At 57.6% G+C, this 17,930-nt stretch carries 15 protein-coding genes; 9 read left to right on the forward strand and 6 right to left on the reverse strand.

The window, feature by feature from the left end; all coding sequences use genetic code 11:
• Positions 1 to 180 precede the first annotated feature (180 nt).
• Positions 181 to 828: a DUF899 family protein gene (locus GOW16_RS04165; RefSeq protein WP_170410731.1), complete on the forward strand. Its 648-nt coding sequence runs from the start codon at positions 181 to 183 to the stop codon at positions 826 to 828.
• 17 nt (positions 829 to 845) lie between these two features.
• Here the strand turns inward: GOW16_RS04165 and GOW16_RS04170 are convergent, their stop codons facing one another.
• From GOW16_RS04170 to GOW16_RS04180, 3 genes are all read right to left on the reverse strand, one after another.
• Positions 846 to 1,595 (reverse strand): extensin-like domain-containing protein, encoded by a 750-nt coding sequence (locus GOW16_RS04170; protein ID WP_170410734.1) that lies wholly within the window; start codon positions 1,593 to 1,595, stop codon positions 846 to 848.
• 13 nt (positions 1,596 to 1,608) lie between these two features.
• The gene (gene ahcY, locus GOW16_RS04175) at positions 1,609 to 2,997 is read right to left on the reverse strand and encodes an adenosylhomocysteinase (protein ID WP_170410737.1); all 1,389 of its coding nucleotides are present in this window, start codon (positions 2,995 to 2,997) and stop codon (positions 1,609 to 1,611) included.
• 100 nt (positions 2,998 to 3,097) lie between these two features.
• A complete protein-coding gene (locus tag GOW16_RS04180; RefSeq protein WP_170410740.1) occupies positions 3,098 to 3,412 on the reverse strand; it encodes a hypothetical protein in 315 nt (104 codons plus the stop codon).
• Between the two features lie 203 nt (positions 3,413 to 3,615).
• Here GOW16_RS04180 and GOW16_RS04185 point away from each other — a divergent pair, with 203 nt between their 5' ends.
• A complete protein-coding gene (locus GOW16_RS04185; RefSeq protein ID WP_170410743.1) occupies positions 3,616 to 4,209 on the forward strand; it encodes an HD domain-containing protein in 594 nt (197 codons plus the stop codon).
• On the opposite strand, the gene GOW16_RS04190 is transcribed toward GOW16_RS04185, so the two are convergent.
• The 3 genes from GOW16_RS04190 to GOW16_RS04200 form a co-directional block, all read right to left on the reverse strand.
• On the reverse strand, positions 4,206 to 4,577 hold the full coding sequence (locus GOW16_RS04190; RefSeq protein WP_170410747.1) for a VOC family protein: 372 nt from the start codon (positions 4,575 to 4,577) through the stop codon (positions 4,206 to 4,208). The two genes, GOW16_RS04185 and GOW16_RS04190, sit on opposite strands and share 4 nt — an antisense overlap.
• Positions 4,578 to 5,082: 505 nt before the next feature.
• Complete coding sequence (locus GOW16_RS04195) at positions 5,083 to 5,637, reverse strand: ActR/PrrA/RegA family redox response regulator transcription factor (protein WP_142637470.1); 555 nt, start codon at positions 5,635 to 5,637, stop codon at positions 5,083 to 5,085.
• A gap of 86 nt (positions 5,638 to 5,723) precedes the next feature.
• The gene (locus tag GOW16_RS04200) at positions 5,724 to 6,344 is read right to left on the reverse strand and encodes an SCO family protein (RefSeq protein WP_170410750.1); all 621 of its coding nucleotides are present in this window, start codon (positions 6,342 to 6,344) and stop codon (positions 5,724 to 5,726) included.
• A 92-nt stretch (positions 6,345 to 6,436) separates the two neighbouring features.
• On the opposite strand from GOW16_RS04200, the gene regB reads away from it, so the two are divergent.
• From regB to addA, 7 genes are all read left to right on the forward strand, one after another.
• Complete coding sequence (regB, locus tag GOW16_RS04205) at positions 6,437 to 7,834, forward strand: sensor histidine kinase RegB (protein WP_170410753.1); 1,398 nt, start codon at positions 6,437 to 6,439, stop codon at positions 7,832 to 7,834.
• 98 nt (positions 7,835 to 7,932) lie between these two features.
• Positions 7,933 to 9,441, forward strand: coding sequence for a PAS-domain containing protein (locus GOW16_RS04210; RefSeq protein ID WP_170410756.1), 1,509 nt, complete (start codon positions 7,933 to 7,935; stop codon positions 9,439 to 9,441).
• Positions 9,442 to 9,482: 41 nt separating this feature from the next.
• Complete coding sequence (gene tsaE, locus GOW16_RS04215) at positions 9,483 to 9,956, forward strand: tRNA (adenosine(37)-N6)-threonylcarbamoyltransferase complex ATPase subunit type 1 TsaE (protein WP_170410759.1); 474 nt, start codon at positions 9,483 to 9,485, stop codon at positions 9,954 to 9,956.
• Positions 9,953 to 10,957, forward strand: coding sequence for an aminoglycoside phosphotransferase family protein (locus GOW16_RS04220; RefSeq protein ID WP_170410762.1), 1,005 nt, complete (start codon positions 9,953 to 9,955; stop codon positions 10,955 to 10,957). Before tsaE ends, GOW16_RS04220 begins: the two co-directional genes overlap by 4 nt.
• Positions 10,954 to 11,640 (forward strand): nucleotidyltransferase family protein, encoded by a 687-nt coding sequence (locus tag GOW16_RS04225; RefSeq protein WP_170410765.1) that lies wholly within the window; start codon positions 10,954 to 10,956, stop codon positions 11,638 to 11,640. The genes GOW16_RS04220 and GOW16_RS04225 overlap by 4 nt, the downstream gene beginning before the upstream one ends.
• Positions 11,633 to 14,560 (forward strand): double-strand break repair protein AddB, encoded by a 2,928-nt coding sequence (gene addB / locus GOW16_RS04230; protein ID WP_170410768.1) that lies wholly within the window; start codon positions 11,633 to 11,635, stop codon positions 14,558 to 14,560. Before GOW16_RS04225 ends, addB begins: the two co-directional genes overlap by 8 nt.
• The gene (addA, locus tag GOW16_RS04235) at positions 14,557 to 17,916 is read left to right on the forward strand and encodes a double-strand break repair helicase AddA (RefSeq protein ID WP_170410770.1); all 3,360 of its coding nucleotides are present in this window, start codon (positions 14,557 to 14,559) and stop codon (positions 17,914 to 17,916) included. Before addB ends, addA begins: the two co-directional genes overlap by 4 nt.
• Positions 17,917 to 17,930 lie beyond the last annotated feature (14 nt).

Below are 17,930 nucleotides of genomic sequence, written 5' to 3' on the forward strand. Positions count from 1 at the left end.
ACTCGTTTTTGGCCATACCAGTGCCGCAAACACGGTAACTGGAGCGGGAATTTGCACAAAGGGAAAAATTAGCGGCATTCCCCCTAAACCTCACCCGTCTGACCTGAGGCTTGATTTTGACTGCTTTTTATTTAACAATATTGTTAAATATATTGTTCATTCCGAATAAAGGAGGCCACGATGTCCGTGTCGCTACCCAACGAAAGTTCGCAATACAGAACCGCGCGTAACGCCCTACTGTCGGCCGAGGCCGAACTGCGGGCTCAGGTTGAAAATGTTGCGCAGCTGCGCCGCGATCTGCCCAAAGGCGGGGCAATTCCGCAGGACTATGCATTCCGGTCAGAACGGTGTGCGCCGGCACCCCTGTCGTCCCTCTTTGGATCACATGACACCCTGGCTATATACTCGCTTATGTACGGACCGGATGCGCAGGCACCTTGCCCGATGTGTTCCGCTTTTCTCGACGGTTTAAATGGACAGATCGCCCATATTTCCCAGAAAATCGCCTTTGCCGTCGTGGCCCAAAACACGTGTGAAACGCTGGCGGCTCTGAAAGCGGATATGAAGTGGCACGATCTGCCACTCTATTCTGCGCTGGGCACGGACTATCAACGCGACTATCTGGCCGAGGCCGAGGATGGAAGCCAACTACCGATCTTGAACGTCTTTCAGCGCGATGAGAACGGCATAAGCCATTTCTGGAGTTCCGAGCTGTTCTTCGAGCCCAGCGACTGGCATCCGCGGCACGTGGATGCGGCATGGCCCCTGTGGAACATTCTGGATTTCACGCCGCAAGGTCGTGGGGATTTCTTTCCGTCACTGCGTTGAAGAGCCACCGGGTTGAATTATCGGCAATACCCCCAGCCCGGACCCTGCAGATGAAAATGGTCAGCGTGCAAGCGATTGAAATCCGGTCCCAATACGACCCGAAACCAATCGCAGGCACCCTGCCAGATCTCGCGCAGAAACAAGGCCTCGGGTCCTTCGGTTCCCCAGTCCGATAGCAGAGTCAGGCTGCGCCCATCAGCCAGTTGCACTCCAACAATATCGATGGAATCCGCCGTTGCATGGCTGCTCCACCCGCTGGACTTCCCTTGCGCAGTTCGCATCTGACGGCAATTGTAACTTCCCACATGCCGCAACCGGCTGACCTGCGTGCCCAGCAGGCTTTGCGCCGCGGGCTGGACCACGTGATGTTCCCACATGGTCAGCCGCAAGGTTGTTGTGCAACTGGTTTCAACCGCTTCCACTTTCGATGCCACCAGCGCAGACAACCGGCCGCGCCCTGCTATTCCGCAATTCTCATCCACGACCAGATCTTCCATCGCTTCGAAATTCACACCAGCTTCGGCCAAAACAGCGCGGCACTGTCCTTCGTTCGCCAGCGCGCGATTGAGTTGAAACCGGGTGACTGGCGTGACCGGCGCGTTTACTTTCAACTCTCGCAGGGGGTTCCAATGCGGTGGCACGGGCGTTTCCGGATGCGCCAATAACCACCATCCTCCCCCTCCCAACAGGATGGCGACAACGGCGATACTGAAAACAAAAGACGCCGCCGATAACAGGAATCGGCGGCGTCCGGAGCGTTTACTCATGCGTATTTAGCACTCAATAGCGATAATGTTCCGGCTTATAGGGGCCTTCGGGCTTCACGCCGATGTAAGCTGCCTGCTCACTGTCCATTTGGGTCAGTTTCACACCGATGCGATCCAGATGCAGGCGCGCGACCTTCTCATCCAGGTGCTTGGGCAGAATGTAGACGTCGTTGTTGTACTCATCACCCTTCGTGAACAGCTCGATCTGCGCCAGTACCTGGTTGGTGAAGGACGCTGACATCACGAAAGACGGGTGCCCGGTGGCATTGCCGAGGTTCAGCAGACGGCCTTCGGACAGCAGGATGATGCGGTTGCCCGAGGGCAGCTCGATCATATCTACCTGTTCCTTGATATTGGTCCACTTGTGGTTCTTTAGGTTGGCCACCTGAATTTCGTTGTCGAAGTGACCGATATTGCCAACGATGGCCATGTCCTTCATCTCGCGCATGTGCTCGATGCGGATCACGTCCTTGTTGCCGGTTGTGGTGATGAAGATGTCGGCCGACGCGACTTCGTCTTCCAGCAGGGTAACTTCGAACCCGTCCATCGCCGCCTGCAGGGCACAGATCGGGTCAACTTCGGTCACCTTCACGCGGGCACCCGCGCCGCGCAGCGAGGCGGCTGACCCTTTGCCCACATCTCCGTAACCGCAGACCACGGCAACCTTACCAGCCATCATGGTGTCGGTGGCGCGGCGGATACCGTCGACCAGAGATTCCTTGCAGCCGTATTTGTTGTCGAATTTCGACTTGGTGACCGAGTCGTTCACGTTGATGGCAGGGAATGGCAGTTGGCCGTCTTTGACCAGCTGATACAAGCGGTTCACACCGGTGGTGGTTTCCTCGGACACGCCCTGAATCTGGTCGCGCATCTTAGTGAACCAGCCAGGGCTTGCCGCCAAACGCTTGGCGATTTGGGCTTTGATGACTTCTTCCTCTTCCGAAGACGGAACGGGGATGATGTCTTCACCCGCTTCGGCGCGGGCACCCAGCAGAATGTACAGCGTTGCGTCGCCGCCATCGTCCAGAATCATGTTAGGGCCGTCTTCGAACAGGAAGGATTTGTCCAGATAATCCCAGTGCTCTTCCAGCGTCTGACCTTTGATGGCGAAAACCGGAATACCGGCCTCGGCAATCGCAGCCGCCGCGTGATCCTGAGTTGAAAAGATGTTGCATGATGCCCAGCGCACATCCGCGCCCAGCGCGACCAGTGTTTCAATCAGAACGGCGGTCTGGATCGTCATATGCAGCGATCCGACGATGCGCGCGCCTTTCAGCGGCTTGCTCTCACCGTATTCCGAGCGCAGCGCCATCAGGCCCGGCATTTCGGTTTCGGCGATGTTCAGTTCCTTGCGGCCAAACCCGGCCAATGAGATGTCTTTGACGATATAGTCCCCGGCCATCAGGTGCTCCATTCCGGTAAATCACAGTCCGGGCAGCCCCTAGCACTCCTTGGGGCAAGTGGCAACGTGGATGGCCGGAAACCGGATGAACCGGTTCAAATCAACTTGGTTCACCCTTGAGCTCTATCTTTGGAATCGCTTCAAAAAAATCGGTGCCAACGGCGACAATACAACTAATGCCGTTCGCCTGGGTCACCAGAACCGTATAGCTTCCGGTTTCCTTCGAGGTCCAAACCTCCATAACAGCCCGCGCGCCCCGCGTTTTCTGCAATCCGCCAAAGACAAGTTCTTCTGAATAACTGTCCTGTAGCTTAGCGATCACATGTTCGCGCTGTGCACAGCTTTTGGCGAGGGCAGGCGGTGCGGTTGCGGCCATGCCGAAGGTCAGGGTTATCGCGAATAAACGTTTGAACATAACATGCTCCTTTCGATACGTGTTTCAGTACGAGAGGGCATAACTGAAAGGAGTACGCCCCCCTCAGTCCATATGTCGGGATCAAATCGTGTAGGTTCAAAGCACGAAAGCTCAAGAATTTGTTGGCAGCCTGTGATCCAGACAGGTACATCATAGCATAAAAACGCGAACTCAACGTGTCCTACTTCACAAGGCATGGCATAATGGCAACACAACCCAGGGCATGGCAACGAATGCTTTCCGGTCGCAGGCTCGATCTGCTGGACCCGACACCGGTGGATATCGAGATCGAAGATATCGCGCACGGTCTGGCCTTTGTGGCGCGCTGGAACGGGCAAACCGCTGGCGATTATGCCTATTCCGTGGCCGAGCACTCCCTTCTGGTTGAAGAGCTTTTCGGTCGGATTGCCCCCAAAGCGCCTGTAAAATGGCGATTAGCCGCGCTGTTACACGATGCGCCGGAATATGTGATCGGAGATATGATCTCACCCGTCAAATCCGCCGTAGGTCCGGATTACGGTGCGCTGGATGATCGTCTCGCGGCGGCGATTCACATCCGGTTCGGTTTGCCTGCTGCGGTGCCGAAAACGGTGAAACGGCAGATCAAGAAGGCCGACAAAATCAGCGCTTGGATGGAGGCAACGCAGATTGCAGGGTTTTCCGAGGCCGAAGCGACAAAGTTCTTTGGTCGCCCAGATAAGGCAGTGTTGGAGGGGTTGGCGATCACGTTACGCCCGCCAGTTGAAGTGCGGCGGGCGTATTTGGAGCGGCATGGAGTATTGCTGACTCGGCTTTAGCCGAATACGTAAAAACACAGCTTGTTGCCGTCCAGATCGCGAGCATAGGCACCGTAGAACCGATCAGGGACGCGCTGCCCGGGTTCTCCTTCATCTGTGGCTCCCAAGCTGATTGCCTTCTCGTAAAGCGCCTTGGCTTCATCCTTGCAGTCTGCTGCAAAAGCAACCATTCCACCGTTGCCAGTCGCGCAGGCTTCGCCATCGTAGGGTGTGCAAACGGCAAGCATGGGAGCTGACGGGTCATTTCCGATGAAAGCGATGCGACCAGCGTCGATCACAACTTTTGCGCCCTTGTCCGCAAACAGTGTCGTGTAAAATCTTTTAGCGCGCTCCAAGTCCGAAACGCCGATGGTCACATAGCCGATCATTCTTTTGTCCTGTTTTGACGATGATTATTCCAAGCTGAAACTTGTTCGGGCACTCCGTATTATCAAGTCACGATGCGGTGACGCGGGAGGTCCGACGTGCATTGAGTCCGCTGAAACCCAAGTTATTCAGAGTAACCAGTTACTACTCGGTCGATAAAGACGCATTCATAACCGTCCGAGGCAGGCCTACATGACAGATTTAGAAGTTCATCCAGCATCAATTCCGTTTCATCTCGACTTACGAAGAACGCATTGTCTTCACGGGCCTCATTGAACCTTACTCGAAATAGCCAATCGTGTCTTTCGGTCCGAAAACGCTGCGCTTCATAGTACATGTTACCGCAGCTACTTGTCAGTAGCGCAGTTTCACATTGCCCATCTGTACATAGATCAACTTTTCTTGGGTGAGAGGCAAAAGTGGGATTGCCGAGATCAATGCATGCTGATGACGCTTCAGAGGAAGAAACAGCTAAAACTGCTACCGTTAGGACCGGAAGCCACAGCTTCAACGCGGACTACGCTTCGCCAAAATCCGCTGCAGCGTCCGCCGATGCATGTTCAGCCGCCGCGCAGTCTCGGATACGTTCCGATCACACAGCTCATAAACCCGCTGGATATGCTCCCAACGAACACGGTCCGCGCTCATGGGGTTTTCCGGGGGCGGGGGCAGCTCGTCGCCCTTGGCCAGCAGCGCATTGGTGATGTCGGTGGCGTCGGCGGGTTTGGACAGATAGTCAGTCGCGCCGATCTTGACGGCGGCCACGGCTGTGGCAATCGCGCCGTAACCGGTTAGAACTACAACCCGGCTGTCAGGGCGTTTCTCGCGCAACACTTCAACGACATCGAGACCATTGCCGTCCTCAAGCCGCAGATCAACGACGGCATAGGCGGGCGGGCGGGCAGTTGAAATTGCGCGGCCAGCGGCGACGGACCCTGCGGTTTCAACTTCGAACCCGCGTTTCTCCATCGCTTTGGCCAGACGTCTCAGAAACGGTTCGTCATCGTCCACCAAAAGCAGGGATTTATCGGGGCCGATGTCGAGGTCAGAGCTGTCCGCCATATTCTGTTCTTTCCGCTATTTCACGCCTTTGGCTTAACCATGAGTAATAGCAGCGCCATCCCAAAGGTCAAACAACCCGTCACGTTCTAGATCTTGTCCAGAAAACAGCCGACCTTGTCAGCCATCTGTTCACCTGTGTCATCCCGATTGAAAAACTCGATGAACCCTTCTTCGGGCGTGACCAAGTAGGTAAAGGTCGAATGGTCGACCAGATAGTACTCATCGCTTTTGTCATGGGCCTTGTAATAGGTCTTGTAGGCCTGGCTTGCCGCCTTGACCTGTTCGGGCGTGCCGGTCAGCGCGATGGTTTTGCCACCCAGGTTAAAGGCATAGTCCGCCACCACCTCGGTTGTGTCACGGTCCGGGTCGATTGAGATGAACAAAGGAGTCACCGACTGGCCGCGTTCAGCCAAGATATCCACCGCTTCGGCGTTGCGGGACATGTCAAACGGGCAGACATCGGGGCAGAAGGTATAGCCGAAATACACAAGCGTCGGCTCGGTGATCACATCCTTGTCGGTGACCGTTTCGCCCTTGCCGTTGATCAGTTCGAACGGGCCACCAATAGCCGCCGCACCGCCTGCGATCTGACTGGTCCGGCATTGCGCGAACTTGTCGTCCGATCCGGCACCGCGCGTCAGCAGCCACATGGCCCCAAGGCCAACGGCCAGAACAACGGTTGCGAGGATGGCATAAAGACGGACCATGACATCAATCCTGACATAAGAGGGGTTGTTGATCGTTTCGGCCGGGACACCTATCAAGAAGTTCAGCCGATGCAACAGGACATAATCGACCGATGGCAAATTCCAACATCACATTATGGCGCGGCCAGGAACGCAGCAGCTGGATCCGGTTGCGAACTCTGATCCTGTTACGTTGGGTTGCCATCTTCGGACAGATCACAGCGATCACCGTCGCGCAGCAGACATATGACATCCAGCTGGACGCGACCCTGTGCTATCTGGCGATCGGAATCTCGATCATGGGGAACCTGACTGCGATCCTGCTGTTTCCCCGCAATAAACGCCTGTCCGAGTTCGAAAACTTTCTGATGGTGCTGTTTGACCTGCTCCAGCTGACCATTCTGCTGTATTTGACCGGCGGGTTGAACAACCCCTTTGCGCTGTTGCTGGTGGGGCCTGTCACGATTTCCGCCAGCGTCATGAGCACGCGATCTACGCTGATTATCGGGGGTGTGGCCATTGTCCTGACCACCCTTTTGGCCGAATTCCATCTACCCCTGCGCACCGGACTGGGGGCTGAGCTGGACATCCCCGACATTTTGTTGTTCGGGAACTGGGCTGCAATCGTCATCGCGATTGTATTTCTGGGCGCCTATTCGCATCGCGTCAGCTCTGAGGTGCAGTCCATGTCCGAAGCGCTGGCCGCCACCCATATGGCGCTGGCGCGCGAACAGAAGCTGACCGATCTGGGCGGCGTGGTTGCTGCCGCCGCGCATGAGCTGGGCACGCCTCTGGCGACGATCAAACTGGCCAGTTCCGAGTTGATTGAGGAACTGGACGACCGGCCCGACCTGATCGAAGACGCCGCCCTGATCCGGGAACAGGCAAACCGCTGTCGGGATATCCTGCGGGATATGGGCCGAGCCGGCAAAGACGATCTGCATTTGCGGCAAGCCCCGCTTTCGACCGTGGTGCACGAAGCGGCCGAGCCGCATATCAACCGCGGCAAGACGGTTCATTTCGAGGAGGGTCCGGCCGAAGATGGCGATGTCCAGCAGCCCTCGATCCTGCGCAAGCCCGAGATCATTCACGGCCTGCGCAATCTTATCCAGAACGCTGTGGATTTTTCGCGTGACAATGTCTGGGTCGAGGCGGAATGGTCCACCAAACAGATCACCGTCAGTATCATGGATGACGGTCGCGGATATCCGTCTCAGATGATCGGCCGGATCGGCGATCCTTTCATGCGCCGCCGCCGCAGTGAGACCGACAAAAGGACACGCCCGGAATATGAGGGTATGGGCCTTGGTCTTTTCATTGCCAAAACACTGCTTGAGCGCAGCGGAGCAGAGCTGGATTTTGCCAACGGTTCGGACCCGTACCAAACGCTGTCGGATAACCCTGATCGCCGAGGCGCGATTGTCAAAGTAACCTGGCCACGTAACCTTGTGGATGCGCAAACCGGCGATACGCCCGTGCCTTCGGGCGTGAACCAACGGTTCCAGACCTGAATTGACTTGGGTGCATTGGTTGAGGCCTCATAGGTTAAGACCCCGTTAACCATTAAGGCGCATAGTGCCGTTTCGTGGTTTCGCGCACCGGAGGGCGCATGGTCGACTGGATTATTCTGGCCATAATCGGCCTGGTTTCCGCAAGTCTTGCAGTTCAGTGGCTGCTGCCGCGCCGGCGGGCCCGAGGGGACAACTTTGGCCTGTCCTCACCTGCATCAATGTTCGATGCGGCGTTCCTGTTCGATGGGGATCGACTTATCAGCCATTCGGACATCGCACTGGAAGGGTTCGAGCAAGTTCGCGACTGGGCTGATCTGTGCCGGTTGCTGCACAGGGACTTTCCAACCTTCCCTGAAACGCCTGACCGGGTCCGGCGTGAAGGCAATCTGGTCATCCCAGCCATCGACTGTACGGTTGAACGCGACGTTCTGTGTGAATGGATAGACGGCATTGTGCGCGTTCAACTGCGCGACCGGACTGACTGCCCGTCAATGACCCAAAGCGCATCAAATGATCCAAACCGCCTTGCCATGGAAAAGGCGCCCTACCCTGTTTGGCTGCTGGACCATCAGGGCAATGTGCGCTGGTGCAATGCCGCTTATATTTCGCTGGTGCGCAAAGTGCGGGATCAGGACACAGACCTGACTGCGCCGCTGTTTCCGGTCCCCGATGACGACCAAAGGTTAAGCACAAAGGCCCGCGTCTCAATTTCCTCGGAATTCAGTGACAACAAGCTGTGGTTCGATCTTACCATTGTGGACCACCCCGAAGGCCACCTGTCCTATGCCGTCGACATCAACGCAATCGTCGAGGCGGAAATGGCGCAGCGCAAGTTCGTTCAGACCATGACTAAAACCTTTGCGCAACTTTCCATCGGGTTGGCGATTTTTGACCGCAACCGCCAGTTGGCGCTGTTCAACCCGGCCCTGATCGACCTGACCACCCTCCCCCCGGATTTCCTGAGCTGTCGCCCCAGCCTGTCCAGCTTTTTCGATCGCCTTCGGGACCAGCATATGATGCCCGAACCCAAAAACTATCGCAGCTGGCGCAGTCAGATGAACGACCTGCTTGAGGCGGCAGAGGACGGAAACTATCAAGAGACATGGTCTCTGCCTTCGGGGTCGGTATATTCGGTCAGCGGCCGTCCTCACCCCGACGGCGCTGTGGCATTTCTGATCGAAGACATCACCGCCGAGATCACCCTGACCCGCAGGTTCCGCTCGGAGATGGATCTGATGCAATCCATTCTGGACAAACTGGCCGACGCCATCGCCGTCTTCAGCGACGACGGTACGCTGGCATTTACCAATTTCGCCTACCAACAGCTCTGGGGGGATACCGGCGACGCCGGGTTTGACGCAGACACCGTTCTTGAAGTGACCAGAAACTGGCAGGAACACTGCACAGCGACTCCGATCCTTGGCGAAATTCGCGAATTTGTTGAGGCGCGGGACAATCGCGCCGAATGGTCGGGTGTTATCTATCTGCGAAACGGCGCCCAGGTGCTATGCACGGTCAGCCCGATGCAGAATGGTGCCACCATCGTTCGTTTCTCCGTCGATCGTGACGTATCAATGCAGCAAGAGGCGCAGCAGATCAGCGCCTGAACCGGGTTGCAGCCGACCGGGCACGGGGCCATTGTGGCGCCATGACCAAATCGCCCTGCCTGATCACTTTGAATTCGCCCGAGGAAACTGCGGAATTCGCTGCTCGCGTCGGTACAGAACTGCGATCCGGGGATATCCTTTTGCTTAAGGGTGAGATCGGCAGTGGCAAAACCCATTTTGCCCGCAGCTTGATCCAGTCGCTGATGGCCGAGCCCGAGGATGTGCCCTCGCCCACATTCACGCTGGTTCAGGCCTACGACACACCGGTCGGGGAAATCTGGCACTGCGACCTGTACCGTCTAAGCGCTGTTGAAGAGGTCGAAGAACTGGGGCTGACCGAGGCGTTTGACACCGCAATCTGTTTGATTGAATGGCCGGACAAATTGGGGCCATTGAATCCGGATTCGGCTGCGACCCTGTCATTTGAAACAGACCCTAACATGACTGACATACGCCACCTGACCCTGTCCTGGTCAGATCCGAAATGGCCCGCAAAACTAAGGATTCCAGCATGACAAATAGGGCGGTATTGGCCGAAGCGCTGATTGCGCAGACCGCATGGGCCAACGCAAAGCGTGCACCGCTGGCTGGGGATGCCTCGAACCGCCGGTACGAACGGTTGACCGATCCGGAAACTGGCAAGACCGCGGTGTTAATGGATTCGCCCCCGGGTAAGGCAGAAAATGTCGAAGACTTTGCCCGAGTGGCCGAATACCTTCGGTCCCTTGGCCTGAGCGCCCCCGAGATTTATGCCGAGGACTCGCATTACGGTTTCCTGTTGCTCGAAGACCTCGGAGACGACCTTTTTGCACGTGTTCTTTCACAAACCCCCGGAATGGAACGCGAGCTTTATGAGGTTGCAACGGATGTGCTGATCGACCTTCACAACGCACCAAGCCTGTCTTTGCCGTCCTATGATCCGACCCTGATGACGGAACTGGCCGCGCTGTCCTTTACCAAATATGCGCAGGCCGTTCTGGGCACGCACGACTCCGATGCGCGTAACCGGTTCGAAAACCGGTTCTCGGACATTCTGCACCGGGAAACTTCGGGGACCAAAGTTGTTGTGCTGCGTGACTATCACGCCGAAAACCTGATCTGGCTGCCGGATCGCGACGGGGTTAAACGCGCTGGTTTGTTGGACTTTCAAACCGCGATGTTAGGCCACCCGGCCTATGATCTGGTATCGTTGCTGCAAGATGTGCGTCGCGATGTTTCACTCGGAACCGAAATGCGGATGGTGAACCGCTATATCGCCGCAACCGGAGTGAATGATCATGATTTCCGCACTGCCTACGCTGTTTTGGGCACACAGCGAAACCTGCGCATTCTGGGCGTCTTTGCCCGGCTGGCAACCGAGCGCGGCAAACCCGGTTACGTCGATCTGATTCCGGCAACCTGGGCGCATGTGATGCGGGATCTGGAACACCCCGCACTGGTTGCCGTCGCCGACCTGCTGCGCGAGGCCCTGCCCCCACCGACCCCTGAAAACCTGGACAGGCTCAGACAGAAATGACCCAAGACCCCGAAGCCGTCATGCTGTTTGCAGCCGGGTTTGGCACCCGTATGGGCCTTTTGACCCAAAAACAGCCCAAACCATTGATCGAAGTGGCCGGCAGGCCTCTGATTGATCACGCATTGGATCTGGTGGATGACGTGCGCCCCAAGCGCATAGTGGCCAACCTGCATTATCTGCCAGACCAGCTTGAGGCTCACCTGTCCCCAAAGGGTGTTCTGCTTTCGCATGAGGCCCCGGATATACTGGAAACTGGCGGCGGGATACGTGCCGCATTGCCTTTGCTGGGCCCGCACCCGGTCTATACCCTGAACCCCGACGCGATCTGGTCAGGACCGAACCCTTTGGCAATGCTCCGCACGGCGTGGAATCCTGACCACATGGACGCGCTGTTGATGTGTATTCCGGTGGGTCAAACTGTCGGGCACACAGGGAAGGGCGATTTCACAGCTGATGAAACAGGGCGGATCGTGCGTGGTGGAGAGCTGATCTACGGTGGCGCGCAGATCATGAAAACCGACGGATTGATGGATATACGCGAGAAGGCGTTCTCATTGAACGTGCTCTGGGACCGGTTGCAGCAGCAAGATCGTCTGTTTGCCCTCACCTATCCGGGACGCTGGTGTGATGTCGGCCACCCCAAGGGGATCACTTTGGCCGAAGGGCTCATTGCCGATGTTTGAACCCAGCCACGCACCGCGCGTTTTTGCCGTCCCACCCGGTGCGGATTTCCCGAAAATGCTGGTTCAAGGGCTGCGCGCGCGCTTCGCTGGTCATCCTCCTGAAGCGCTGGCCAAGGTTCAGTTGGTCGTCAACACAAGGCGCATGGCACGGCGGGTCCGTGACCTGTTTGACCAAGGCCCGGCTTGCCTGTTGCCGCGCCTGTCACTGGTCACTGATCTGGGTGAAAGCGTTGATCTTGCGCAGATACCTCCGGCGATACCACCGCTGCGGCGCAGGCTGGAGTTGACGCAGCTGATCTCTAAGCTACTGGAACAACAGCCGGATCTTGCTGCGCGGTCCTCGCTATTTGACCTGTCCGACAGTTTGGCCGCACTGATTGACGAGATGCAGGGCGAAGGTGTTTCACCAAATGCAATTCGGCAGCTGGACGTCAGCGACATGTCCGGCCACTGGGCCCGCGCGCAGGCGTTCATTGGGATTGCGGATCACTTTATCAACTCGGGTCATGACGCTCTGGATGTTCAGGCCCGGCAGCGCCTTGTGGTCGAAAACCTGATCGAACGCTGGCGAACCGCACCACCTCAGCACCCAGTCATCCTCGCCGGGTCGACCGGATCACGCGGAACCACTCTGATGCTGATGGAAGCGGTCGCACGCTTGCCGCAAGGGGCACTGATCCTGCCGGGGTTTGATTACGATCAGCCCGATCACGTCTGGCATGGCTTGGATGACGCACTGTTATCAGAAGACCACCCACAGTACCGGTTTCGCAAGCTGATGATGCAGCTTGGGTTGGAACCGAGCCAGATCAAACCCTGGACAGGGGATCAACCACCCTCGCCCGCCCGCAACCGTTTGGTTTCACTCGCTTTACGCCCTGCCCCGATCACAGATGCCTGGATGTCAGAAGGCCCGCGGCTAACGGGTCTCGATGGCGCCACAAAGGACCTGACATTGGTCGAGGCGCAATCGCCCCGATCCGAGGCGCTGGCCATCGCGCTGCGCCTGCGCCAGGCGGCTGAAACCGGTCAGACCGCCGCATTGATCACGCCAGATCGGATGCTGACACGGCAAGTCAGCGCCGCATTGGATCGTTGGAACATCCTTCCCGACGACAGTGCTGGTCTTCCTCTGCAATTGTCGCCACCCGGCCGGTTTCTGCGTCACGTGGCGGGACTTTTCGCCCGGCGTCTGGATGGCGAGGCTTTGCTGACCTTACTGAAACACCCGCTATGTCATGATGGCGAAGGGCGCGGCGCGCATTTGCTGCACACACGTGATCTGGAACTCGATCTGCGCCGACACGGTCCACCGTTCCCGGACAGTGTCTCCCTCACCGCCTTCGCCATCCGCAAAGAGGTGCCTGAGGACTGGGTGCAATGGCTGACCGCTCATTTCTGCGATCAGCAAGTCTTGGGTCAGCTTTCATTGACCGACTGGGTCAAAAGGTTGCGCGCGCTGGCCGAGGCCATTTCTGCCGGTGCGTCAGGGGAAACCGGGACACTATGGGATAAGAATGCAGGCCAAAAAGCGCTGGGCGTTCTGACCGCACTGGAAGATGAGGCACAACACGGCGGCCCGATGACTGCCTATGACTTTGCCGATCTGTTGGGTGCATTGCTGGCAGGAGAAGAGGTCCGCGACCGCGACGCGCCGCATCCCCACATCATGATCTGGGGCACGCTTGAGGCGCGGGTGCAGGGGGCAGATCTGCTTATTCTGGGAGGCCTGAACGAAGGCAGCTGGCCCGAAGCAGCCGTGCCAGACCCTTGGCTGAACCGTCAGATGCGCGATCAGGCCGGGCTTTTGCTGCCTGAACGCCGGATCGGTCTGTCGGCACATGATTTTCAGCAAGCCATCGGTGCGCCCGAAGTCTGGCTGACCCGTGCAACCCGGTCCGACGATGCAGAAACCGTGCCGTCACGTTGGCTGAACCGACTGACGAACTTGCTTCAGGGCTTGCCAGAGCAGGGCGGACCTGAAGCCCTGTCGGAAATGCGTAAAAAGGGGCGGCAATGGCTGCGATGGTCGGAACAGCTTGAGGCCGCGCCACACATTGCACCGGCAACGCGCCCTTCTCCACGACCACCAGTGGCGTCGCGCCCGAATCAGCTGAGCGTAACGGAAATCAAACGGCTGATCCGCGACCCTTACGCGATTTACGCCAAGCACGTACTGAAACTGAAACCACTGGACCCACTGGTGCAGGCACCGGATGCGTTGCTGCGCGGCATCGTGATCCACGAAATCCTGGAGCACTTTGTCAAAGACAGTGTTCTGGACACCGCCTTGCTGACGCGCGAGAACTTTTTGAAACGCGCGGAAACTTTGCTAGATCAACATGTTGCATGGCCCACGGCGCGGAAACTTTGGCTGGCGCGGCTGGAACGTATCGCAGACGATTTTCTGGCCGCCGAAATTGCACGCCGCGGGGACGGGGGCCCGGTCGCCTTTGAAGCGATGGTCAAACTTGTGCTGTCGCCACTGGATTTCACCATTGCGGGCCGCGCGGACAGGATAGATCGCAACAAACGCGGCGCGTTGCGTATTGTTGACTACAAGACAGGAACGCCCCCGACCGAAAGCCAGCAATCGAAATTCGACAAACAGCTATTGATTGAAGCCGCCATGGCCGAAGAGGGCGGCATTGATGGTTTCGACCCATCACCCGTAGCAGAGGCGATCTTCATTGGCATGGGTGGAACTTACAAGGAGGTACAAGCACCGCTGGCAAAAGAGCCGCCAGACAAGGTGCTGGCAGAGCTAAAAGAGCTAATCTCAGCTTATTTAGAGCCTGATCAGGGGTATTCATCGCGTCGGATGTTACACAAGGATTCGGATATCGGTGACTACGACCAACTGGCACGGTTCGGTGAGTGGGACCGCACTGATGACACAACGCCCGAGGACCTGACATGAGCGCCCGCAACGACGCAACCGAGCGGCAGGTACAGGCCGCGCGGCCCGACGCCTCGACCTGGTTGGCGGCCAATGCAGGCTCAGGAAAAACGCGGGTTCTAACTGATCGGGTGGCGCGTCTGTTGTTGGGCGGCGTACAGCCACAGCATATCCTTTGTTTGACATACACCAAGGCCGCCGCCAGCGAGATGCAAAACCGGTTGTTTGATCGCCTTGGACAATGGGCAATGAAGGATGATGTCGGCCTTCTTTCCCAACTGACCGATCTGGGTGTTCCGGGCGTTATCGACCCCGAACGGCTGGCACAGGCCAGAACGTTGTTTGCGCGCGCTATCGAAACGCCAGGCGGCCTGAAGATCCAGACAATCCACTCGTTCTGTGCCTCACTGCTGCGACGTTTCCCACTTGAAGCCGGTGTCAGCCCGCAGTTTTCCGAGATGGAAGACCGCGCAGCAGCCCTGTTGCGCGAAGAGATTGTCGAGGATTTTGCCGCAGGTCCACAGGCTGAATTGATCGAAGACGTCGCCCGGTTTGTCACAGATACCGGGTTCGACAAACTCACCGCAGCCATCACCCAGAAACGCAACCTGTTTGCACAACCGCTGGAATGGGCCGATGTGCTGCAGCGGTTTGAGCTACCTGATGGGTTCGATGAAAACGCATTGATAGCACGTGTGTTTCTGGGCGGTGAAGTAGAGCTGATCCGCACCATCCTACCCGCTTTGAACGGGAGTGGACCGAAAGATGCCAAGGCGGCAGCAAAACTGGCGGCCCTTACTGAGGCGAAGATCACCAGTTTACCCCTGTTAGAGAACGTGTTTCTGACTGGAAAGGGGGCTAAGGAGCCGTTCGCCGCCAAAATCAACAGTTTCCCCACCAAAGCTCTGCGAGAAGGCGCGCTAGCGGGGCAGATGTCCCAGCTCGAAGCATTGATGCTGCGGGTCGAAGCCGCGCGCGAGAAGCGGCTTGCTTTGGTCGCGGCGCGCAAGACGTTGGTCCTGCACCGTTTCGCCACTGCTTTTTTGCCGGAATATGAACGGCGCAAGCAGCTGCGTGGCTGGTTGGATTTTGACGATCTGATCCTGCGCGCACGGCAAGTGCTAAACGACCCAGCTGTGGCTGCGTGGGTATTGTATCGGTTGGATGGCGGCATCGATCACATTCTGGTGGACGAAGCGCAGGATACCAGCCCTGACCAATGGGACGTGGTCGAAAAACTGGCGCAGGAATTCACCAGCGGGGAAGGGGCCCGGTCCGGGGTTGAACGCACGATTTTCGTGGTTGGCGACAAGAAACAGTCGATCTATTCCTTTCAGGGCGCCGATCCACAGGCATTCGACCTGATGCAGGCCGAATTTGGGCGGAAACTGTCAGAATCAGGCTCTAAACTATGGGATTCCACGCTGGAATACTCATTCCGCTCCTCAAGTGCGATCCTGTCATTGGTCGATATCCTGTTTGAAAATCGCGCCGAGGCCGGGTTTCACAAAGAAAGTCAGCACCGCGCCTTCAAGGCCGATCTTCCCGGTCGCGTCGACCTGTGGCCTGTGGTTGAAAAGGTCGAAGACGATGACGATTCCGACTGGACCGATCCGGTGGATCGACCCGGTGCGCGGCATCATAATGTCATTCTGGCCGAGAAGGTGGCCCAGTCGATCAAGGCGATGATAGAACGGGGTGAAACAATCCCAGAAGACGGTGAAACGTCGGGCACGTTTGTGCGGCGCAAGGTGCAGCCAAGGGATTTCCTGATCCTCGTTCAGCGCCGTTCGGACCTGTTTGCCGAGATCATCCGGGCCTGCAAGGCCGCTGACCTGCCGATCGCCGGGGCAGACCGACTAAAGGTTGGGGCGGAATTGGCGGTCAAAGACCTGGCGGCTCTGTTAAGCTTTCTGGCCACGCCTGAGGACAGCCTGTCGTTGGCCACCGTTCTGAAATCCCCTTTGTTTGGCTGGACCGAGCAGCAATTATTCGACCTGGCGCATCGGCGCAAGGAACAGTTCCTTTGGGCCGCTCTGCGCCAGCGCGCTGAAGAATTTCCCGATACACTGGCAGTCCTGAACGATCTGCGCAGCCAGATCGACTTTCTGCGCCCCTATGACCTGATCGAACGCATCCTGACCCGCCATGATGGGCGGCGCAAATTGCTGGGCCGGTTGGGGGCCGAGGCCGAGGATGGGATCAACGCACTGCTGTCACAGGCGCTGGCTTATGAACGCTCCGATATCCCTAGCCTGACCGGTTTTCTGGTCTGGATGCAGACCGATGATCTGGAAATCAAACGGCAGATGAGCGGCGTCGGAAACATGATCAGGGTGATGACAGTGCATGGCTCCAAGGGGCTGGAGGCTCCGATCGTGATCCTGCCGGATACGGGTAAACGGCAAGCGCCGCGCGACGCCGAGATCATGGTGGCGGAAGGGACACCGCTGTGGAAAGTTCCAGCCGACGCATCTCCGGCGTTGATTGCGCGTGCGCGAGACGAAGCCCGCACGCGGGAAGAAAATGAGCGGCTTCGCTTGCTTTATGTCGCACTAACACGGGCCGAGAAGTGGCTGATTGTGGCCGCCGCCGGTGATGTCGGCAAGGACGGAACCAGCTGGTATCAGATGGTGCAGGCTGCGATGGAACGGGTAGGGGCCGTGGCTTTGCCGGGTTCTGATACTCTGCGATTGTCACACGGGGATTGGAACGCACCACCACTGGTGGACACCGCAGAAACGACGGTTGCGGTGGCGGATCTGCCAACCCCGTTCCTTTCACCCGCTACGTCGCAAGAACCAAAACTAGAAACTCTCAGCCCTTCGGATCTGGGTGGAGTCAAAGCGTTGCCAAGCGATGCAGGTCAGAACGAAGAGGCGGCAAAGCTACGCGGCACGCGCCTGCATCTGTTGCTTGAGCATCTGCCCTCAACCACACGGGAAAACTGGCCACAGCTTTGCGCCCGGGTACTGCCCGATATGCAGGACGCAGAACGGCAAGAGCTGCTGGATGAGGCCTGCGACGTTATGACTGCGGCACATCTGCGGTTCGTCTTCGGTCCGGACGCCTTGGCCGAAGTTCCCGTGACAGCGGACCTGAATGGGCGCCGCTTGCATGGCATAGTCGACCGGTTGATCATCACCGAAACCGAGGTTCAGACCATTGATTTCAAATCAAATGCGACCGTTCCCGAGACCGCGGAAAGTTGTCCCGAAGGCCTGTTGCGGCAGATGGGGGCCTACGCGCAGGCGCTTTCCCAAGTCTATCCGAACCACGAAATCCGCACAGCAATCCTATGGACAAGGACAGCCGATTTGATGTGGCTGCCACACGATCTTGTGACGCAAGCATTGTCTCGCACCCAGATATCTTGACCTTGGATTGACGG

It is taken from the genome of Ruegeria atlantica, assembly GCF_013033965.1.
GTDB classification, from domain to species: Bacteria; Pseudomonadota; Alphaproteobacteria; order Rhodobacterales; family Rhodobacteraceae; genus Ruegeria; species Ruegeria atlantica_D.